Raw genomic sequence first — 18,142 nt, 5'->3', positions numbered from 1 at the left:
AGTGGGCAGGCGAGGTCCCGCCTCGGAAACATGGTGACCCATGAAGCCTGCCGTGAGCGGGCGCCGCACCGTTCTCCGCGCCCGGCCTGCCGCTACTCGGCGTCGGGATAGGCGAACCGGGTCAGCAGATCCGCCAGCTGCTCGGCCTCGCCCGGCCCCAGGCCGGCGACCAGCCGCTCCCCCACCGGCTCGGCCGCCACGTGCGCGGCGTCGAACAGCTCGACGCCCTGGGGCGTGATCTCCACTGCCCGCACCCGCCGGTCCCCGGGAACGGCCTTGCGTACGGCCAGCCCCTCACGCTCCAGGTCGTCCACGACCCGCATGATGCCCGCCTTGTCCGACCCCGTCGCGGCCGCCAGGTCCCGCTGCACCGTGGGCCCGCGGTCGACCAGCACGATCAGCACGGCGAAATGCCGCAGCTCGATGCCGAGCGGCCGCAGCGCCTCCGTCATCACCGCGGCCGCGCGCCAGTGCGCCCGGCGCAGCAGCAGGCCGAGAGCGAAAGGCGAGGCGTCCCCCGGCCGGTCGGTCACCCGCGGGGCGGTGGTTTCGTGCGGAACGTCGGCGGTCATGAAGGCACATTACCGGCCATCCATTCACTCGATACCGTATCAAGTGAGATGGTCCCCCCTCCGGAGCCGGTTCAGGACGTCAGTTTCGCGAGCTCGGCCATCTCCGCCGGCGGATCGAGCACCGGATGGATGACGATCTCGTCGATCCCGGCCTCTTCCAGGGTGGCGATGCGGGTGCGGAGGTCGTCCGGCGTTCCGGCCAGGGTCAGTGCGTCGATCAGCGACGGCAGGATCAGGTCCCGGTCGGCCGGGGCGATGCGCTCCAGGTAGGCGGGGTAGAGCGCGGTGTGCCGGTCCGGCGCGACGGCCGTGGCGCCCCGCCGGTCGAGCAGCCGCCGTACCGCGTCGCGCTCCCCGGCGCCGAGACGCCCGGCGAAGGCGGGGGCCTCGGCGGCGAAGATCAGCAGCGACATGACGATGTGACCCGTGGCGTCCTTGACCGTGTCGCCGTAGGGGTCCTCGCCCTCGTCGAGCACGTGCAGGGCGGTCATGACGTAGGAGCCCGCGTCGCGGGGCGCGGCGGCGGCCTGACGGCGGGCGTGGTCGAGCGCGTGCCAGGCGGCGGGGTCCAGGAGCCCGAAGGACATGATGCCGGTGCCGCGGCGGCCGGCGACGGCGGCGGCCTTGAGGCCGTTCGCGGCCACCAGGAACTCGATGGGGTCGGCGGTGTTCACGTGCGGCCCGGCATGCAGGAGCCGGATGTCGCGGACCTGGCCGCCCTCGCGGTAGGCGACGGTGCGCCCCGCGCACAGCTCCTGCAGCGCGGCGGTGAACGTGTCGAGCTCGGCGGTCGTGCCCGGCAGCAGCCCCAGGGCGCGCCGGGCGGTGTTCCCGGTGCCGACGCCGCAGATGATCCGGCCCGGCGCCAGCGCGTTCAGGCTGGCGAACGCGCTCGCCGCGGCCGGTATGGACCGCAACGCCGGTGACGTCACGCCGATCCCGAGCTTGATGCGGCTGGTGACCTTCGCGCACAGGGCCAGCGCCACGAACGGATCGCCGTGGAGCATCGGCGTGTCGTAGACCCAGAAGCTGCTGAAGCCGAGCTGCTCGGCGCGTACGGCGAGGTCTTCCACTCCGGGCCGGGCCGTGACCACGATGCCTGTGCGCATGACGCCTCCGAGAGGTGGTGCGGAGCCTTCGGCCACAGGGCCCGGCACCTCACTCTAAAGGCCCCGCGCGGTCAGGCCATGATCTGCAGGCTGCGGTCCAGGCCGGTGATGTGCAGGATGTGGGCCGTGTACGGGCCCGGATTGGCCAGGGCGAGCGTGATGCCCCGGGCTCGGGCGCGGCGCTGGATGCCGACCAGCACGGCCAGGCCCGAGGAGTCGCAGAACGACACCTGGGACAGGTCGAGGATGAGCAGGTTCGTGCTGTGGCGCAGCGTGTCCAGCAGCCGCCGGCGAAGCGCTTTGCTGACGAAGATGTCGATCTCGCCGGACAGATGGACGGTGGTGGCGGCCGATGCGCCCGCCTCAGCGGGCCTGGCCGTGTCGATGACGGTCATGAGGTTCTCCGATCGGAGAAGCTGGGAACGGCGGCTAGCCGGCCCCGGCCCCTCGGTGTGCGCGCCGCGGCGAGAAGGTGGGTGGTGAGGAGGGTGCCGGAAAGCTCGAAGCCGGTGGTGTCCCGGCTGGCGGGCCTGGGCGCGGCCTCGACGGCGGTGGTGGCGGTGCCCGGCTCGAAGACCAGCAGGGTGATGGGGTCGGCCCCGGCGGACATCAGGGTGATCACGCGGGGATCGGTGTGGTGGAACCAGCCGACCCTGATCTGGCGCCCTCGCGCCTGGATGCGGCGCGGGATGTGGTCCCATGAGTCCCGGTAGACGCCGACGCTCAGTGTGACCCGGCCGAGCCGCTGGTCGACGGCGGCGATGAGACCGGGGAGCTCGGCGGCGGCGTCGCGAGAGTACGGCCACCAGGCCCCGTCCACGGTGGCGCGCCGGTCGAGCACGGGATCGAGGCTGAGCCGGACGGTCGAGTCACTGGCCGGAACCGCGGACGCGACGGCGCTGAGCGGCATCAGATGAGAGAGAAGTGTCGGCGTCATGGTCGCCTGACCTACCCGGGCTGCGAACCCGCGGATGATCTATCGCCGTGGGCGACGCCGACCTTAATGCCAACGCTCGAAATGTCCTCGGTATTTTTATTATACCCCGAATTCCGGAACAGCGACCGGCAACGCGATTTCCGGTGAGCCCCGGGGAATTTTGCGAAAACCAGGCGATGGCATTCATGCAATGTACGGCTTCGGCCGGAGCGCTCCGGCAACCCCTTCAGAACTCGCTATCTCCTGAGCTGATGAGCCTAGCTGCGATTGCCCGTTTCCGGCTGCTCGCCGATCACCTTGACTCGTAGCGGACAAGTCGGCGCAGCTTGCGTCGCTGTCACCGTAAGGGGCTAGTGATGACCCTGGACGCAGAGGGAACGATCGTGTCCGCACGTGCCGGCCTGAACGGTCAGGCCCCGCGCTGCGAGCACGTCGACGTGCTCCGGGCCGTGGAGCACGGACCACTCGAATGCAAGGAATGTCTGAGCGCCGGCCGGACCTGGACGAGGTTGCTGGTGTGCCTGACCTGCGGGTGGGTGGCCTGCTCCGACGATTCGCGCGGCGGCCACGCCAAGGCGCATTACCAGGAAACCGACCACCCCGTGGCCGGGGTCGTAGAGCCGGCGTCGACCTGGCGATGGTGTTACGTGCACCGGCGGACTGTATAGACGACGAAAGAGGCTTCATGACCATTTCTCAGCAGCCGGTCAAAGATCGGCAGGACTACGACGGCGCATCGCCGTTCCCCGAGGCCGGCCGGCACGCACCGGCCGGCAAGGCGCACATCGGGCTGACGGCGGCGATCGTCGTGCTGCCGTTCGTCGCGCTCGGCGTCGCGATCTTCCTGGCGTGGGGCCAGGGAGTCGTGCTCACCGACCTCCTGCTGGCCGCGGGCCTCTATGTGGTGACCGGCCTGGGGGTGACGGTCGGCTTCCACCGGCTGCTCACCCATGCCTCCTTCACCGCCCGGCCATGGTTGCGCGTCGCGCTGGCGGTCGCCGGGTCGATGGGTTTCCAGGGAAACGTGATCGACTGGGTGGCGGTGCATCGCCGCCACCACGCCTTCACCGACCGGCCCGGTGATCCGCACTCTCCCTACCGGTACGGCACCAGCCTGCGTGGGCAGCTGCGGGGGCTTGCCCACTCCCACCTGGGGTGGCTGTTCGCCGACGACCAGACCCCGGCCGAGCGCTACGCTCCCGACCTGCTGGCCGATCCGGCCATGACCCGCGTCGCACGCGCCTTCCCCGCGCTGTGCGCGCTGTCGCTGGCGCTGCCGTTCCTGGCCGGCTGGGCGATCACCGGCACCCTGTACGGCGCACTGACCGCCTTCCTGTGGGCCGGGCTGATCCGCGCCGCGCTGTTGCAGCACGTCACCTGGAGCGTCAACTCCCTGTGCCACCTGATCGGCGACAGGCCCTTCAAGACCCGCCGCCACGACCGCTCCACCAACCTGTGGCCACTGGCCCTGCTCTCCTTCGGCGAGAGCTGGCACAACGGCCACCACAGCCAGCCCACCTGCGCCCGCCACGGCCTCCAGCGCGGGCAGCTCGACCCGTCAGCCGCCATGATCCGCCTGTTCGAGCGGCTCGGCTGGGCGAGCGACGTGCACTGGCCCGATCACGACCGCACCCAACGCCACCGGACCGCCGGCCCCCGGCAAGCCCGCGCCCCGGCCGCGGACTGACCGGCGCCCCCTGCCGTATCGCTGCTGCCCACCAGTGTCTTGACCGCCTAGAGTGGTGAAAGACGATCTGGATCGGCGCCGCCCGCTTGAGGGAGGGGGCATGGAGTTACGTCAGCTGCGCTATTTCGTGACCCTGGCCGAGGAGCTGCATTTCGGCCGGGCCGCGGCCCGTGAGCACATCGTGCAGTCGGCCCTGAGCCAGCAGATCCAGCGGCTGGAGCGCGAGCTGGGGGTGCGGCTGCTGGATCGCAGCACCCACCATGTCGACCTGACCCCGGCCGGGGCCGTCTTCCTCGTCGAGGCGCGCCAGATCCTCGACCACGTGGGCCGGGCCGGGCAGGCCGCACGCAACGCCGTCGCCTCAGCTCCCACCTTGCGCGCCGGCATCATCGACGCCGGCTACGACACCATGCCGCAGATCCTGCGCGAATTCCAGCGCGCCCACCCCGATTTCACGATCCACCAGGTCGAAGCGGACACCCCCGAGCAGTACCGGCAGCTGGCCGGCGGGCGGCTGGACATCGGCATCGGAGCCACCTCCCAGACCTGGCCGGCGCTGGCGTCCGAGCTGATCAGACTCGATCCGCTCGGCGTGCTGGTGCCCGACGACCACCGCTTCGCCGGCCTGGACGGCGTGCCCGTCGCCGCCCTGGCCGACGAGCTCCTGCTGCTCGGCGAGGAGTCCCAGACGCCGGAGCTGAACAGCTTCGTCGTCGAGTTGTGCCGCTCGGCCGGGTTCGCGCCCACCGTCTACGAGGGCACGGTCGAAAGCACCCGCGCCGCCGCCGACCTCGTGCTCCAGCACCGCTGCGTGCACTGCGTCCCCGCCTCCTTCCGCACCTCCAACCGGCCGGGCACCACCTGGCGGCCCCTGATCGAACCCGCCACGCACTACCCCTGGTCGCTCCTGTGGCACGACACGAACCCCTCTCCCCGCATCGCCACCGTCATCGACAGCGCCAGGCAGCTCGCCAAGCGGCTCGGCTGGCTCGAACCCATGGCTCAGCCGCCCTTCGCACCGCCGCTGCCGTCCGATCTCCTGCCCGACAGCGACCCGGCCGCCTGACCGCACCACCGCGCCGGAGCCCATGACGATGACAAGGGCTATTACTCATTCGCCTGATCCCGAAAACAAACAATTGCCCGGCCCTGTTATCACCGCAATCGATAACTGCGCCGATTCCACTGATGACGGCCGCATATATTTCCCCGCATCGCGGAATGAGCTACATTCACAGCACCGAGGACATTTCGTACGTCGGCCGCCTCTCCCGGCGGCCACCTGGCTCCCGGCCAAGGTGGACGCGGTCCGGCCTCTCGGCACGTTCATCCGCACGGAGAACGACTCCGCCAAGAGAGGAAACGACCATGAGCTCGACGATCCCGGCGAACACCCGCGCTCCCACACCTGAGGTCCAGCCGTACCCGATCCAGGTGCACGCCCGGCGGGACGACGCCCTGTCACGCTGGCTGTGGCTGGTGAAATGGCTGCTCATCGTGCCGCACGTGCTGATCCTGATCCCGTTGTGGATCGCCTTCTCCGTGCTCAGCCTCGTCGCGCTGGTCGCGATCCTGATCACCGGTCACTATCCGCGGCCCCTCTTCGACTTCAACGTCGGCGTGATGCGGTGGAGCTGGCGGGTGGGCTACTACGCCTACAACGCGCTCGGCACCGACCGCTACCCGCCGTTCGCGCTGCGGGAGATTCCCGGCTATCCGGCCGGCCTGAACGTCGAGTACCCCGCGCGGCTGCACCGCGGTCTCGTCCTGGTCAAGTGGCTCCTGGCCATCCCCCACCTCCTGATCGTCGGGATCCTGTTCAGCGGCAGCGCCTGGCTCAGCCGGCAGGCCGGCGGCGAGATATGGAGCTGGGGCGGCGGCGGCCTGGTCGCCCTGCTCGTCCTGATCGCCGGGATCGTGCTCGCCGTCACCGGCCAGTACCCCCGGCCACTGTTCGACCTCATCCTCGGCCTGAACCGCTGGGGACTGCGGGTCGCCGGCTACACCGCTCTGATGACCGACCGCTACCCGCCCTTCCGCCTCGATCCCGGCGGAGACGACCCGGGCGGCGTCACCGCCCCGAGCAGCGGGCCTTCCGTCCGCTCCGGCGCCGACAGCGGCTGATCACAGCCGGATCGCGGAGAGGGCCGCGGTGACGCCCCTCTCAGCGATCCAGCCGGCACACGCCGAAGGAGCGGAACATGGAGCAGAGCGCCGATCTGGCCGGCCTGGCCCTGGGCCTCCGCAGGTGAGGCGTCCGGCATGACCCCCTGATAGGCATCAGCCACCGTCAGAAAGCGAGAAGCGACATGAGCAGTACTCACACCACCGAAGGCCAGACCGCCATGGAGCCCGCCCGGCCGAATGGGGCCGGCAAGCAGCCCGATCACGCGGCCAACGCGCAGTGGCTCAAGGACAACCCGGCCGCCATGCCCCAGGCGGGCGCCGGGCGCTGGGCCGTGTACGACCGCGCCGGCCACCTGCGCGGCCACCTCGCCGGAGACGGCCCGACTCGCGACACCCGCTTCCAGGCGATCACCGCGCCTCCTGGGGACGCGCCGATCGGCTACGGCATCACCTTGCACGATGCCGGGGCGCACCTCCTCGACACCGGCGCGGTGGATGGCGGCCTCGATGCGGAAGCGGGTGACTGAGCGAGGCCCTACACGTGTGGATGCGGGTAGTCGGGTGAGCGGTCCTGGAAGGACAGGATGGCGGGGTTCTGGACGACACCGTCCCGGATCTCGATCGCCCGCCGCACGGTGTCGCCCTCGTCCCACCCCTTGGGGCCGCTGAGCACGGTGCGCAGGTGCGGCAGCAATGCCTCGCTGATCTCCCAGGTGGCCGAGTTCCACAGGTAGGACGGGCTGTGGTCGACGCCGTAGTAGTCGATGTTGTCGCCCACCTTGAGCATCGGCTCGGTGAACGTGGTGGGCCGCGCCCAGCTGAAGCCCATCCCCTCGTCGCAGGACACGTCGATGATGAGCGTGCCCGGCGCGAAGGCTCCCAGGTCGTCCTCGGTGACGAACATCAGCGGGTCGTCGGTGTTCTGCAGGACGCAGTTGACGACGATGTCGTGGTCGGCGATGAAGGACGCGAGCGGTACCCGGCCGTGGTCGGTCAGCGCGTAACTGCGGTTGAGGTCGTCGGCTTCGTGCTCGAAGCGGACGATGCGCGCCGAGTGGATCGGCGAGGCCACCGCGGTGACGTCGCGGAAGGTGAGCAGGTCGATGTCGTTCACACCGTGCGCGTTGAGCGCCGTGACCGCTCCCCGGCCGGTCGCCCCGAAACAGATGACGACCGCGCGCAGCCGCCGGCCGTAGTCCCCCGTGGTCCCGGTGAGCGCCATGGCGTGCAGGACCGAGCAGTAGCCGGCCAGTTCGTTGTTCTTGTGCAGGACGTGCAGGTTGAACGTGCCGTCGCTCTTCCAGTGGTTCATCGCTTCGAAGGCGATCAGTGTGAGCCGCCGGTCGATCGCCAGCTGCGTCACCTCGGCGTCCTGAACGCAGTGCGGCCACCCCCACAGGATCTGTCCCTCACGCAGCTCTCTGAGGTCCTGGATCAGTGGTTTGGGCAACAGGATGACGTCGCACTCCGCCATCAGGCGCTCCCGCGAGAGGAAGCCCGCGACGTACGGTGCCAGGTGCTTGTCGGAGATGCCGAATCGCCGGCCGTAGTCATGTTCGAGGTAGATACGGTCCCGGAGATCGGCGTCGATCCGCTCAAGGTGCAGCGGATGGATCGCCAGCCGATGCTCATTCTCCTTGCGCGACTGTGACACGACTCCGAGACTGAGCTGATCCATGTGGGGCTCCTCTATTGCCCCCGTACGCCGCACCAGGAACATCAGGGGACGTTCCCTCGCATGCTCGCGTATGGGAGGTCATACCTGGGAGTGCAGCGCCCAGTCGGTCTTCTCAGCCAGACTACTCGGCGGAGCCGGGCGGCCGCGTTCCGGCCGCGCCCCGTGCCCGGTCCACGCGCTCCAGCTTGGTCCAGCCGGTCCAGCCTCGCTCCTTCAGCAGCTCGATCAGCCGGCGGGCCGGCGGCGCGGTGTCGAACGCCAGTGCGTCCATCAGCTTGACGAGCGGCGGCGCGAGGCCGGCGTCGCCGACGTAGCCCTCGCCCTGTTCGTCGGCCAGCCGGGTGAGGTAGGCGGCCAGCTCGCCGGCCACCTCGGCCAGCCTCGGGTCGTCGTCGCTCCGGTCGAGCGCCTGGCCCAGGGTGCGGTAGAAGCCGATGACCCGCGGGTCGGCGAGCTGCTCCCGCTTGCGTGCCACCCACTCCGGGACTCGGTCGGGTGAGTGCGCGGCCAGCGGGATCCAGCCGTCGCGTTCGACCTGGACGATCCGCTCGTCGACCCCGAGCGCCCGCAGCCGGTCGAGGAGCCCGACCACCTCCGGGGGCAGCGCCAGGCCGTCACCGGAGGCGAGCCGGGCGATCCGCTCCCGGTGCCGCTGCCGCTCCCGGATCTCCGCCCGCAGCCGCCGGTCGATGTCCGCGACCGCCGCGGCGAACTCCTCCTCGCCGGCCCGCAGCAGCTCCCGCACCCGCGCCAGCGGGACCCCGGCCTCGGCGAGGGTCCTGATCCTGATCAGCTCGACCACGGCGCCGGCGTCGTACCTCCGATAGCCGGAGCGGTCCCGCTCCGGCTCCGGCAGCAGCCCTTTGGCGTGATAGTGCCGCACCGCGCGCACCGTCACTCCGGCGTACGACGCCAGCTCGCCGATGGTCAGCATCGAGCCAGTCTCCCAGTTCGCGGCGCGGGTCGCGCAGAGGCGCCGCGAACAGATCGACCAGGGGTCAGGTCGGGGAGGGTGCGAGCGCGTCGGGGACGGGGGTCTCCACCGACCGAGGGGGCCGGCGGTAGCCGCTGGACCGAGGGCGGTGCGGGATCTTGAAATGGGGCTTCTTGACCTCGTGGTACGGGATCGTGGAGAGCAGGTGGGCGATCATGTTGATCCTGGCCCGGCGCTTGTCCTCGCTCTCCACGTCGTACCAGGGCGCTTCGGGGATGTGGGTGTGGATCATCATCTCGTCCTTGGCGCGGGAGTACTCCTCCCACCGCGTGATGGACTCCAGATCCATCTCCGAGAGCTTCCACTGCCGCATCGGGTCCTCCTGCCGGTCGCGGAAGCGCCGCTCCTGCTCGGCGTCGCTGACCGAGAACCAGTACTTGCGCAGCAGGATGCCGTCCTCCACCAGCAGCCGCTCGAAGACGGGGCACTGGTGCAGGAACCGGGTGTACTCCTCCTGCGTGCAGAACCCCATCACCCGCTCGACCCCGGCCCGGTTGTACCAGCTCCGGTCGAACAGCGTGATCTGCCCGGCGGCCGGCAGGTGCTCGATGTAGCGCTGGAAGTACCACTGGGTCCGCTCCCGCTCCGTCGGGGCGGGCAGCGCGACGACCCTGGCCACGCGCGGGTTGAGATATTCGGCGACCCGCTTGATCGTGCCCCCTTTCCCGGCCGCGTCCCGTCCCTCGAAGATCACGACCACCCGTTGGCCCTCGGCCCTGACCCACTCCTGCAGCTTCACCAGCTCCGCCTGCAGGGGGAAGATCTTCTTCTCGTACACTTTGCGCTTCAGCCTGTCGGACGCCATGGCCAGGCTCCTTCGTCTCATCGATCACGGGTGTGGTGCATCCAGCTCACCCGTCCGGGCGGACGGGTCGGGGCAGGCCTTCGCTCGGATCGGCCGGCGCAGGACCACGGTGCCGAACAGCACGTCGTGCAGGGCCCGCCTGCGGACGTCCGAGAGCACCACGAGCATTCCCGCGAACCACAGGGGCGCGAGCAGCAGCCCGATCACGGCCCGCAGGACAGACCTGAACAGCCCGGCCCGGCCGCCGTCCGCACGGCGGACGGCGATGCCGAGCACCATCCCGCCCAGTGTCTGCCCGGTCGTCCACCAGGCGAGGGCGAAGTACACGGCGGGCAGCGCGGTGCCCAGGAGCTTGAAGCAGGACAGGAACCAGGACGGCGGCGGGCCGGCCAGCGACTCCCACATCTGGGGCGGCCCGAGCACGACGACCGGGACGACGACGGTGAGGAGCATCCCGTCCACCACGATCGCCACCAGGCGTGACACGATTCCGGCATAGCACGGCGAGGACATCCCTACGTCGCTGTCCCGCCACCGCGCAGCCGCCGGAAGGCGGCCTCCACCTGGACGTCGGCCGCCGCCATCTTGTTCTGCAGCTCGCTGGCGGCGGTCGTCATGATGGTGCGGCCCTGGTCGGCGATCAGCTCGCGGATCCGCGGATCCGCCACCACGTCGCCGATGATCAACGGCACGGTGTCGGCGCGGATGCGCGGCAGCACGGCGTCGATCACCTCGGGCGCCAGCGTCTCCGAGGCCTGGCGCACCACCTGGCCGACGACGCCGCCGAGCAACGACCGGGTCGCCCGGGTGATCGAGTCGTTGACCGCGTCCTTGAACCAGGCCGACGTCTGGCGGGTGCTGTCGGCGATGGTGCTCTCTCCGTGCTCGGCCGCCGTGTCGACCAGATCGCGCAGCCACGGCGACGGCAGCCCGGCGACCTTGCGCACGCCGTCCGCGCACCGGCCGACCAGGCGCTCGCCCGCGTCCGCCCCCTGGGCGAGCAGTCCGACGGTCACGTTGACCACGGGCGGCGACCGATCCCCGAGCAGGCGCAGGCGCCTTCCGGCCTTCAGCGTCCCGGCCAGGAGCAGGCGCGGCGCCGACGGGCGCTCTTCCATCTCGTTCACCTCTCACGCCTCGAACAACAACTGGAACGGGGACTGGAACGGGGACTGGAACGAGGATCGGCATGGCTCGCCGGGACGGCCTCAGGAGACGCCGGGAGGAGTGCCGGGCGACGGCCGTACCAGGACCGGGATGCCGGCGGCCGTACCGTCGACGGCCGGGGACCGGGCGCGGGTCTCCTTCAGCAGCCGCATCAGATCGACCGCCAGGGCCGTCAGCGGCACGGCCAGCGCGACCCCGGCCAGCCCCGCCACCAGCCCGGCCAGCACCGTGACGAGCAGCACCACCATCGGATGGATCCGTACGGCGCTGCCGAACACGAAGGGCGCGAGGATGTTCTGCAGCGTGCCGTTCGCCACCACCACCACGAGCAGCATCCACGCCGCGGTCGTCCCGCCTCCGGAGCCCAGGGCGATGAGCACCGCGAACGCGCCGGACACGAACGCGCCCAGGTACGGAATGTAGGCCCCGAGGAAGGTGGCGAGCGCGATCACGCCGATGGCGGGCAGCCGCAGGAAGAACGCGCCCACGGCGATCAGCACGGTGTTCATCGCGGCGATGAGCGTCATGCCCAGGAAGTAGCGGCGGATGATCACGGCGGCCCGGTCCGCCGCCTCCCGGCCGACCTCGGACGGCACCGGCAGCAGCCGCACCACCACCGACTTCGTGGCCGTGGTGTCTTTGAGCATGAAGAAGATGAGGTACAGGCCCAGCGCGACGCCGAGCACCGACTGCACGACGGCGAGCACGCCCTTGGCCAGCCCGGACACCAGTACGGACACCACCTCGGGCATCGCCTCCGTGATGGTCGTCCTGGCCGAGGCCACCTGCTCCGGCCCGATGCCGAGCACGGCCGCGCCCTCCTTGACCCGGACGACGGCCGACTCCAGCGCCGCGCCGATGGCGTCGAACTGCGTACGCAGCCCGCTCACCAGGACGACGACGCACCCCACGGCCACCACGACACAGGTGAGACAGCACAGCACGGCTCCGAGCGCCCTGGGCATCCCCCACGCCGCGAGCCGGTCGACGAGCGGGACGAAGACGACGCTGAGGGCGGCGGCCACGAGCAGGGGCATGACCAGCGGCCGCAACGCGGCCAGCAGGAACAGCAGGATCGCGCTCGCCAGCACCACTCCGGTGAACAGCCAGCCGGCCGTGCCCAGCGCGCGGATGCGGGGCGGTACGGACGGCTCGGCCGCGGCCGGACGTCTCATGCTCGTGACGCTCGTCACCCTCATCGAGACTCCCCAATAGGCGCGCCGTGACCCCGTCCATCCCCGGTCTCTCACCGTCAGGGTGGGTTCGCGGACCTGCGGTCGCATCACCCGGCGCGGGTGAGAGCGGTGCTCCTGACGCGCCGAGGGGACCGCGGAAGGGCGCTTGACCGGCGGAGTCACGGATCCGCAAAGCCGATCCATACAGCCGATCGCCAAACCGTCACGCTCTGTACTCGTGCGGGAGGTAGCCCAGGTCAACGACAATGCGGACGGGCTACAAGATCCCAGGTGGGAGGCCTGAATGAACGATAAAGGCAATCACAGCGGGTGAGGCTCGCCCCGGCATCTCACCCGGGTGAGATACAGCACGGGTATAACCAATCACCCATTCTGCACGTAATGTCCAAAGCGCTGATACCCGGGCCGAGCAAGGGTGGCTTCGATGATGCCGGGAACGCTATCAGAACAGACAACCGCGAGTGTCTCGAATTCAAAGGTCGCCGTACCCGAACGACCTCCCTGGGTGATCTCCCGCTCGAGAATCGTCGAGCGCCTGCGCAAGGGCACCCAGGGTCCGCTCACCGTGATCACCGGGCCTCCGGGCGCCGGCAAGACCATGGCCGTCGTTTCCTGGGCCACCACGGCCGGCGCCGCTCCTGGCCCCGTCGCGTGGGTCTCGTTGCAGCAAGGCGACGAGCATCCGGAGACGTTCTGGCCGATGGTGGTCGCGGCGTTCCACCAGGCCGGGGTGAAGGTTCCCTGGAATGGGCCCGACCAGGAGAGCGCGCTCACCGACCTGGCCCGGTACGTGGCCGAATGCGGGCACCCGGTGGTGCTGCTGCTGGACAATCTGCACGTTTCACACGGCTCTGAGGTGAGCAGGGAGCTGGCCCGCCTGCTGGGCAACGCACGCCCGTGGCTGCGGCTGGTGGTGACCGCGCGGCGGGACCCTCCGCTGCCGCTGCACCGCTATCACCTGGCCAGGGAGCTCACGGAGGTCCGGGTCGAGCACCTGGCCTTCTCCGGCCGTGAGGCCGAGCAGCTGCTGGCCCAGCACAAGGTCCGGCTCACGCCGGCGTCCCTGCGGGCCCTGCTGCGCCGGACCGAGGGGTGGGCGGCGGGCCTGCGGCTGGCGGCGATCACCTTGGAGGGGCATCCGGACCTGGACGGCTTCGTCACCCAGTTCACCGGCGACGACAAGTCCGTGGTCGCGTACCTGATCGAGGAGGTGCTCAACGCGCAGCCGGACGACCGGCGCAGGCTCCTGCTGGCCACCTGCGTGCCCGACCGGGTGAACGCGGAGCTGGCCGGCGAGCTGGCCGGCGCGGAGGCCGGACGCTCGTTCGCGGCGATGGTGGACGACAACGCGTTCGCCATCCAGCTCGACCACGGCTGGTACCGATACCACCCGATGTTCGCCGAGGCGCTGCGCCTGGTGCTGCGGCACGAGGCCCCGGGTGACCTCGCGCTGCTGAACCGGCGCGCCGCGGCCTGGTTCGCCCGTGAAGGCTCCTTCCTCGACGCGGTACGGCATGCCGCGCGCGCCAGGGACTGGACCTACGCCTCCCGGCTCATCGTCGACTCGCTGGAGGTGGGCCAATTGCTCGGCCTGCGACCCGACCGCTCGCTCACCACGGCGATGGGGGCGATGCCCGGCCTCCCGGCGCACGAGGCCATGGAGATCGAGCCGGCTCTCGTGACGGCGGCCGTGGCCGGCGCACGCGGGGACGAGGACGCCTGCGTCACGGCGCTGGAGAGCGCGAGCCGGCTGATCGACCGGTCGCCGGACGCGGGGGCCCTGCCCGCGCGCCTGGCCGTCGGCCTGATCCGCCTGGCCGGGCAGCCTGCCCGCGATCCGGACCGTTCCCGCACGCTCGACGAGGTCGAGGCCCTCCTCCAGCGGCTTCCGGCCAAGCAGCTGGAGGAGCACCCGGAGGTGGGCGCGCTGGTGCTGGGCGCCCGCGGCCGGCTCCGGCTGGAAGAGGGTCGCCTGGGCGAGGCCGCCAACGCCTACGGCGCGGCCGTCACCGCCGCGCTGAAGATCGACGGAAAGGTCCTGCGGCGCTCCTACCTGGCGTATCTCTCGCTCATCGAGGGGCTGCGCGGCAGGCCCGCCCGCGCCGCCGAGCTGGCCATGCGGGCCGAGCAGCTCCCGGAGCGAACCGCGCCGCCCGGCGCCGCCGTGGTGCACCTCGCCTCGGCGTGGGTGGCGCTCCACCAGGTCGAGCCCGTACGGCTCAAGCACGAGCTGTCCAAGGCGCAGGCGGCGCTCACCCTGTTCCCCGACGACTTCCTGACCGGGCTGCACGTGCTCACGACCGCCCAGGCGGGACTCGTGGCGGAGCTGCCAGAACAAGCGCTCGACGCGGCCCGCGGCGCCGTCCGGGCGCCCGCCTGGCTGCGGCGGCGGCTGGCTCTGACCCAGGCGGAGGCGCACGCCCTGCTGGGCCAGACCACCGCGGCGAAGGCACTGGCCGGAGAGCCGGACGGCCTGCCGGCGACGATGGTCCTCGCGCACGCGGCCCAGCGCGCGGGCGAGCACGCCGAGTCCGCGAGGGCCGTCCGCGGCGTGCTGGTGGAGCCGGGCGCGCTCCCCGCCGACGTACGGCTGGACGCCTGGCTGCTGGACGCCTGCCTCTCCTACCAGTCGGGCGACATCCTCAGGGGCCGCCGTTCGCTGGACCGCGCCCTGCGGCTCGGCGAACGCGAGCAGCTGCTCCTGCCGTTCGCGCGGTCGAAGTCCTGGCTGCAGCCGCTGCTGCGGCACGACCCGCAGCTCGCCCGCCCGTATCTCCGCTTCCTCGCCCGCCTGCACATCGCTCCGCAGATCGACGCGGCCTCGGCGGAGGGCGTGGTGTACGGCAAACTCAGCGAGCGCGAGCTCGACGTGCTGCGGTATCTGTCGAAGGTGATGACGACCGAGGAGATCGCGGTCCAGATGTACGTGTCCGTCAACACCGTCAAGACGCATCTCAAGAGCATCTATCGCAAGCTGGCGGTCACGAGGCGCGGCGAGGCGGTGCGCCGCGCCAAGCAACTGTCCCTCATGTGAGGCCCGTCATCGGCGAGGCGACCGCCCCGGCGGATCCTGCGCTCCGCTCAAGGCTCGTCGTTGCCCGGCTTGTCCAACTGGGCGAAACTGCGGACCTCGACCAACTCCAAACCCAGTGCCTGGATGCGGTCGAGGAGCGCGTACAGGGCCGATTGATCGAGATCCGCGCCCCGCACCACCGTCTCCACCGGGTTCAGCGTGACCTTCAGCCCGGCGAAGAGAGACTGGAATGCCTCTCCGACCCGGCCTTTGATCCTGATTTCGTAACCCCGCGACACCACCTCGCCGGACTCAGGCTCGCTGCTCATAAGCGCTCTCCCTTCGGGAACCAGGCACTTCACCCGCGTCCAGTCGATGCCTCCAGTCAGGTCACGGCATCCTTCTCCAGGGGTGAACAGTTCTGCGCGCGCCAAAATCATCCGTCCCGTATGAGGGGAATCGCCGTTTTTTGACTGCTCATTGATCACGACGGACACTCCATGGATACGACATGGCTTCGGAGTAGCGAATGCGTAGGTGGTTTCGTAAGGCGTTTCGGCGACAACCGGCCCCAGCCCGTCCCAACCATGCCTCCGTGACACTTGACGACCAGCGGCCTCCCGCGCACGAATCCCGCCAGAGCTGGGTACGGCGGCCGATCCTGACACACCTGCTCGAAAACGCCCGGGAGGCACGGGTGATCCTCCTGTCCGCCCCGGCGGGCGCCGGCAAGTCGACTCTGGTCGCCCAATGGCGTGCCACCGCCGGCCAGGACCGGCCGTTCGCCTGGATCGCCCTCGACAGGACCCTCAATGAGCCGTCCGCGCTCTGGAGGGCCGTTCTGCACGCGACGACCCCCGGGGCGGCCAAGGAGCCGCGGCGGCGCACGCTGAGGGGGCGCGCGGGGCCGACGCTCTTCCACGTGCTCAACGTGCTGGCCGCCCGGGAGGATCGTGCCGTCCTGGTGCTGGACGACCTGCACGTCATCGACGCCCCCGACTGCCTGCGACAGCTCGAAGCCCTCATCGACCACCTGCCCGCCACGGCGCAGCTCGTTCTGATCACGCGTGCCGAGCCGGCGCTCCCGCTCGCCAAATATCGCGCCGCCGGCGAGCTTCTGGAGCTGCGCATGGCCGATCTGGCCCTGTCATGTGAGGACGCCGCCACGCTGGTCCGCCAGGTGTCCGGCGTCCTGCTGCAGGATCACGACCTCGATCGCGTGCTCGCGGCCACCGAGGGATGGGCGATCGCGGTCCACCTGGCGGCGATGTCGTTGCGCACCGCGCCGGATCCCGCCGCGTTCACGGACCGCTTCACCGGCACGCACCGTGCCGTCACCGACTTCCTGGAGGAGGAGGTGCTCCACCGGATCGCACCCGACGTCCGGCGGTTCCTGCGCCGCGTGTCCGTTCTCGAACGGCTGACCGCGCCGCTGTGCGACGAGGTGGCCGGCACCGCCAACGCCGCTGAGCTGCTCCAGAGCCTGGACGGGGCGAACATGTTCCTGGTCCCCCTCGACGACAACCGCCGCTGGTACCGGCTCCACCGGCTGTTCCGGCAGGCGATGGCGGACGAGCTGACCCGCGGCGAACCGGACCTGGTGCCGATGCTGCACCGGCGCGCCGGCGACTGGTACGGCAGGAACGGCATGCTCGGCGAGGCCACCGAGCACATGCTGGCCGGCGGCGACAGCGAGGGCCCCACCAGCCTGCTGCAGGCTCATTGGATGGAGTTCGTCAGCACGGGCCGCCTGGCCGCCCTGCAGGAGCTGATGGGCACGATCGGCACGGCCGCGATCGGGCGGGACGCCGTGACGGCCATCTCCGCCGCGTGGGCGGCCGCCCTGTCGGGAGACCCCGGCGCCACCCGGCACTGGCTGAGCCTGGCCGAGAGCCTGCCGCACGAGGGCGCGCTGCCGGACGGGTCGCCGTCGATCGCCTTCTCCGCGGCTCTGATCCGCGGGTTGTTCGGCTTCGACGGCGTGCCGGACATGCTGACCTCCGCCATGACCGCCGCCGACATGGAGCGCGATCCGACCTCACGGTGGCACGCCCCCGCCCGCCTGGCTCTCGCCCACAGCCTGTACCTCACCGGCGACCCCGGGTCCGCGGTCCAGTACGCCCAGGCGGCCGCGCAGAACCTCGTCACCTCGCCGACCACCCGGATCCTCGCCCTGTCGGTGATGTCGCTCGCGCTGACCGAGCTGGGCCGGGACTCCGAGGCCGCCGAGCCGTCCAGGATGGCGGCCGAGCTCGTGCAGAGCAACGGCCTCGCCGGATCGGCCCGGGTGACGCTGGCCGCCCACGCGGCAGGCGTGGTGCTGACCCGCCAGGGCGGCCTCCAGGAAGGGATCCGGCTCCTGGAGTCCGCTCTCGACCTTCGCAGGAGCGCCGCTGGCCTGTCGCCGTGGCCCACCCTGGCCCTCCTGTCCACACTCGCGGAGACCTGTCTCGGCGCCGGAGACCACGCGGGCGCCCGCGACTTCCTCGGCCACGCGCGGCGCCTGCTGGCCGCCGAGGGGGACGGCGGCGAGCACCTGCGCGGCAAGCTCGCCCGCCTGCACACCCAGCTGATCGGGGTCCTCACCGCCCAACCGCGCCCGGAGATCCTGCCGCTGACCGCGCGCGAGCACACGGTCCTGACGCTGCTGCAGAAGGAGGCGTCACTGCGTGAGATCGGGCTTCAGCTGTTCGTGTCCACCAACACCATCAAGACGCACACCCGTTCCATCTACCGCAAACTCGGGGCCACCTCCCGCCACGAGGCCATCAGCATCGCCCGTCAGATGCGCCTGCTCTGACGGGTGACCGCCCATGTCACCCGAAAGGTGTGAAGTCCCCCGAACCCTCCCCGGGGA

18 protein-coding genes are annotated in these 18,142 nt (G+C 70.8%); 7 read left to right on the top strand and 11 right to left on the bottom strand.

The window, feature by feature from the left end:
- Nucleotides 1–92: 92 nt before the first annotated feature.
- The 4 genes from ABEA43_RS57185 to ABEA43_RS57170 all read right to left on the bottom strand — a co-directional run bounded on the left by ABEA43_RS57185 (nt 93) and on the right by ABEA43_RS57170 (nt 2,618).
- Nucleotides 93–572: a MarR family winged helix-turn-helix transcriptional regulator gene (locus ABEA43_RS57185; protein ID WP_345575988.1), complete on the bottom strand. Its 480-nt coding sequence runs from the start codon at nt 570–572 to the stop codon at nt 93–95.
- A gap of 71 nt (nt 573–643) precedes the next feature.
- Nucleotides 644–1,681, bottom strand: coding sequence for an LLM class flavin-dependent oxidoreductase (locus tag ABEA43_RS57180; RefSeq protein WP_345575986.1), 1,038 nt, complete (start codon nt 1,679–1,681; stop codon nt 644–646).
- A 71-nt stretch (nt 1,682–1,752) separates the two neighbouring features.
- Complete coding sequence (locus tag ABEA43_RS57175; protein ID WP_345575984.1) at nt 1,753–2,076, bottom strand: STAS domain-containing protein; 324 nt, start codon at nt 2,074–2,076, stop codon at nt 1,753–1,755.
- Entirely contained in the window at nt 2,073–2,618 is a 546-nt protein-coding gene (locus ABEA43_RS57170) for a DUF5994 family protein (protein WP_345575982.1), read from the bottom strand. The genes ABEA43_RS57175 and ABEA43_RS57170 overlap by 4 nt, the downstream gene beginning before the upstream one ends.
- 356 nt (nt 2,619–2,974) lie before the next feature.
- Between ABEA43_RS57170 and ABEA43_RS57165 the strand changes: the two genes are divergently transcribed.
- From ABEA43_RS57165 to ABEA43_RS57145, 5 genes are all read left to right on the top strand, one after another.
- Nucleotides 2,975–3,286 carry a UBP-type zinc finger domain-containing protein gene (locus ABEA43_RS57165; protein WP_345575980.1) on the top strand — a complete coding sequence of 104 codons (312 nt, stop codon included), beginning with the start codon at nt 2,975–2,977 and terminating at the stop codon, nt 3,284–3,286.
- 17 nt (nt 3,287–3,303) lie between these two features.
- The gene (locus ABEA43_RS57160) at nt 3,304–4,305 is read left to right on the top strand and encodes an acyl-CoA desaturase (protein WP_345575978.1); all 1,002 of its coding nucleotides are present in this window, start codon (nt 3,304–3,306) and stop codon (nt 4,303–4,305) included.
- Nucleotides 4,306–4,405: 100 nt separating this feature from the next.
- Complete coding sequence (locus ABEA43_RS57155; RefSeq protein WP_345575975.1) at nt 4,406–5,371, top strand: LysR family transcriptional regulator; 966 nt, start codon at nt 4,406–4,408, stop codon at nt 5,369–5,371.
- Between the two features lie 302 nt (nt 5,372–5,673).
- Nucleotides 5,674–6,429, top strand: coding sequence for a DUF4389 domain-containing protein (locus ABEA43_RS57150; protein ID WP_345575973.1), 756 nt, complete (start codon nt 5,674–5,676; stop codon nt 6,427–6,429).
- A gap of 185 nt (nt 6,430–6,614) precedes the next feature.
- Nucleotides 6,615–6,959 (top strand): hypothetical protein, encoded by a 345-nt coding sequence (locus ABEA43_RS57145; protein ID WP_345575971.1) that lies wholly within the window; start codon nt 6,615–6,617, stop codon nt 6,957–6,959.
- 8 nt (nt 6,960–6,967) lie between these two features.
- Here the strand turns inward: ABEA43_RS57145 and ABEA43_RS57140 are convergent, their stop codons facing one another.
- The 6 genes from ABEA43_RS57140 to ABEA43_RS57115 all read right to left on the bottom strand — a co-directional run bounded on the left by ABEA43_RS57140 (nt 6,968) and on the right by ABEA43_RS57115 (nt 12,251).
- On the bottom strand, nt 6,968–8,110 hold the full coding sequence (locus ABEA43_RS57140) for a N(5)-(carboxyethyl)ornithine synthase (protein ID WP_345575969.1): 1,143 nt from the start codon (nt 8,108–8,110) through the stop codon (nt 6,968–6,970).
- Nucleotides 8,111–8,231: 121 nt separating this feature from the next.
- Complete coding sequence (locus tag ABEA43_RS57135; RefSeq protein ID WP_345575967.1) at nt 8,232–9,044, bottom strand: MerR family transcriptional regulator; 813 nt, start codon at nt 9,042–9,044, stop codon at nt 8,232–8,234.
- A gap of 64 nt (nt 9,045–9,108) precedes the next feature.
- Nucleotides 9,109–9,909 carry a polyphosphate kinase 2 gene (gene ppk2, locus ABEA43_RS57130; RefSeq protein WP_345575964.1) on the bottom strand — a complete coding sequence of 267 codons (801 nt, stop codon included), beginning with the start codon at nt 9,907–9,909 and terminating at the stop codon, nt 9,109–9,111.
- Between the two features lie 24 nt (nt 9,910–9,933).
- Nucleotides 9,934–10,395: an RDD family protein gene (locus ABEA43_RS57125; RefSeq protein ID WP_345575962.1), complete on the bottom strand. Its 462-nt coding sequence runs from the start codon at nt 10,393–10,395 to the stop codon at nt 9,934–9,936.
- 29 nt (nt 10,396–10,424) lie between these two features.
- Nucleotides 10,425–11,027 carry a hypothetical protein gene (locus tag ABEA43_RS57120; protein WP_345575959.1) on the bottom strand — a complete coding sequence of 201 codons (603 nt, stop codon included), beginning with the start codon at nt 11,025–11,027 and terminating at the stop codon, nt 10,425–10,427.
- Between the two features lie 90 nt (nt 11,028–11,117).
- A complete protein-coding gene (locus tag ABEA43_RS57115; RefSeq protein ID WP_345575956.1) occupies nt 11,118–12,251 on the bottom strand; it encodes an AI-2E family transporter in 1,134 nt (377 codons plus the stop codon).
- 526 nt (nt 12,252–12,777) lie between these two features.
- Here ABEA43_RS57115 and ABEA43_RS57110 point away from each other — a divergent pair.
- The gene (locus ABEA43_RS57110; protein ID WP_345575953.1) at nt 12,778–15,306 is read left to right on the top strand and encodes a helix-turn-helix transcriptional regulator; all 2,529 of its coding nucleotides are present in this window, start codon (nt 12,778–12,780) and stop codon (nt 15,304–15,306) included.
- Between the two features lie 47 nt (nt 15,307–15,353).
- Here the strand turns inward: ABEA43_RS57110 and ABEA43_RS57105 are convergent, their stop codons facing one another.
- Complete coding sequence (locus tag ABEA43_RS57105) at nt 15,354–15,773, bottom strand: hypothetical protein (RefSeq protein ID WP_345575951.1); 420 nt, start codon at nt 15,771–15,773, stop codon at nt 15,354–15,356.
- A gap of 107 nt (nt 15,774–15,880) precedes the next feature.
- Here ABEA43_RS57105 and ABEA43_RS57100 point away from each other — a divergent pair, with 107 nt between their 5' ends.
- Nucleotides 15,881–18,085: a helix-turn-helix transcriptional regulator gene (locus ABEA43_RS57100; RefSeq protein WP_345575949.1), complete on the top strand. Its 2,205-nt coding sequence runs from the start codon at nt 15,881–15,883 to the stop codon at nt 18,083–18,085.
- Nucleotides 18,086–18,142 lie beyond the last annotated feature (57 nt).

Origin of the sequence: Nonomuraea rosea (assembly GCF_039539705.1) — a bacterium.
GTDB classification, from domain to species: domain Bacteria; phylum Actinomycetota; class Actinomycetes; order Streptosporangiales; family Streptosporangiaceae; genus Nonomuraea; species Nonomuraea rosea.
This window is presented reverse-complemented; position numbering and strand designations above follow the sequence as displayed.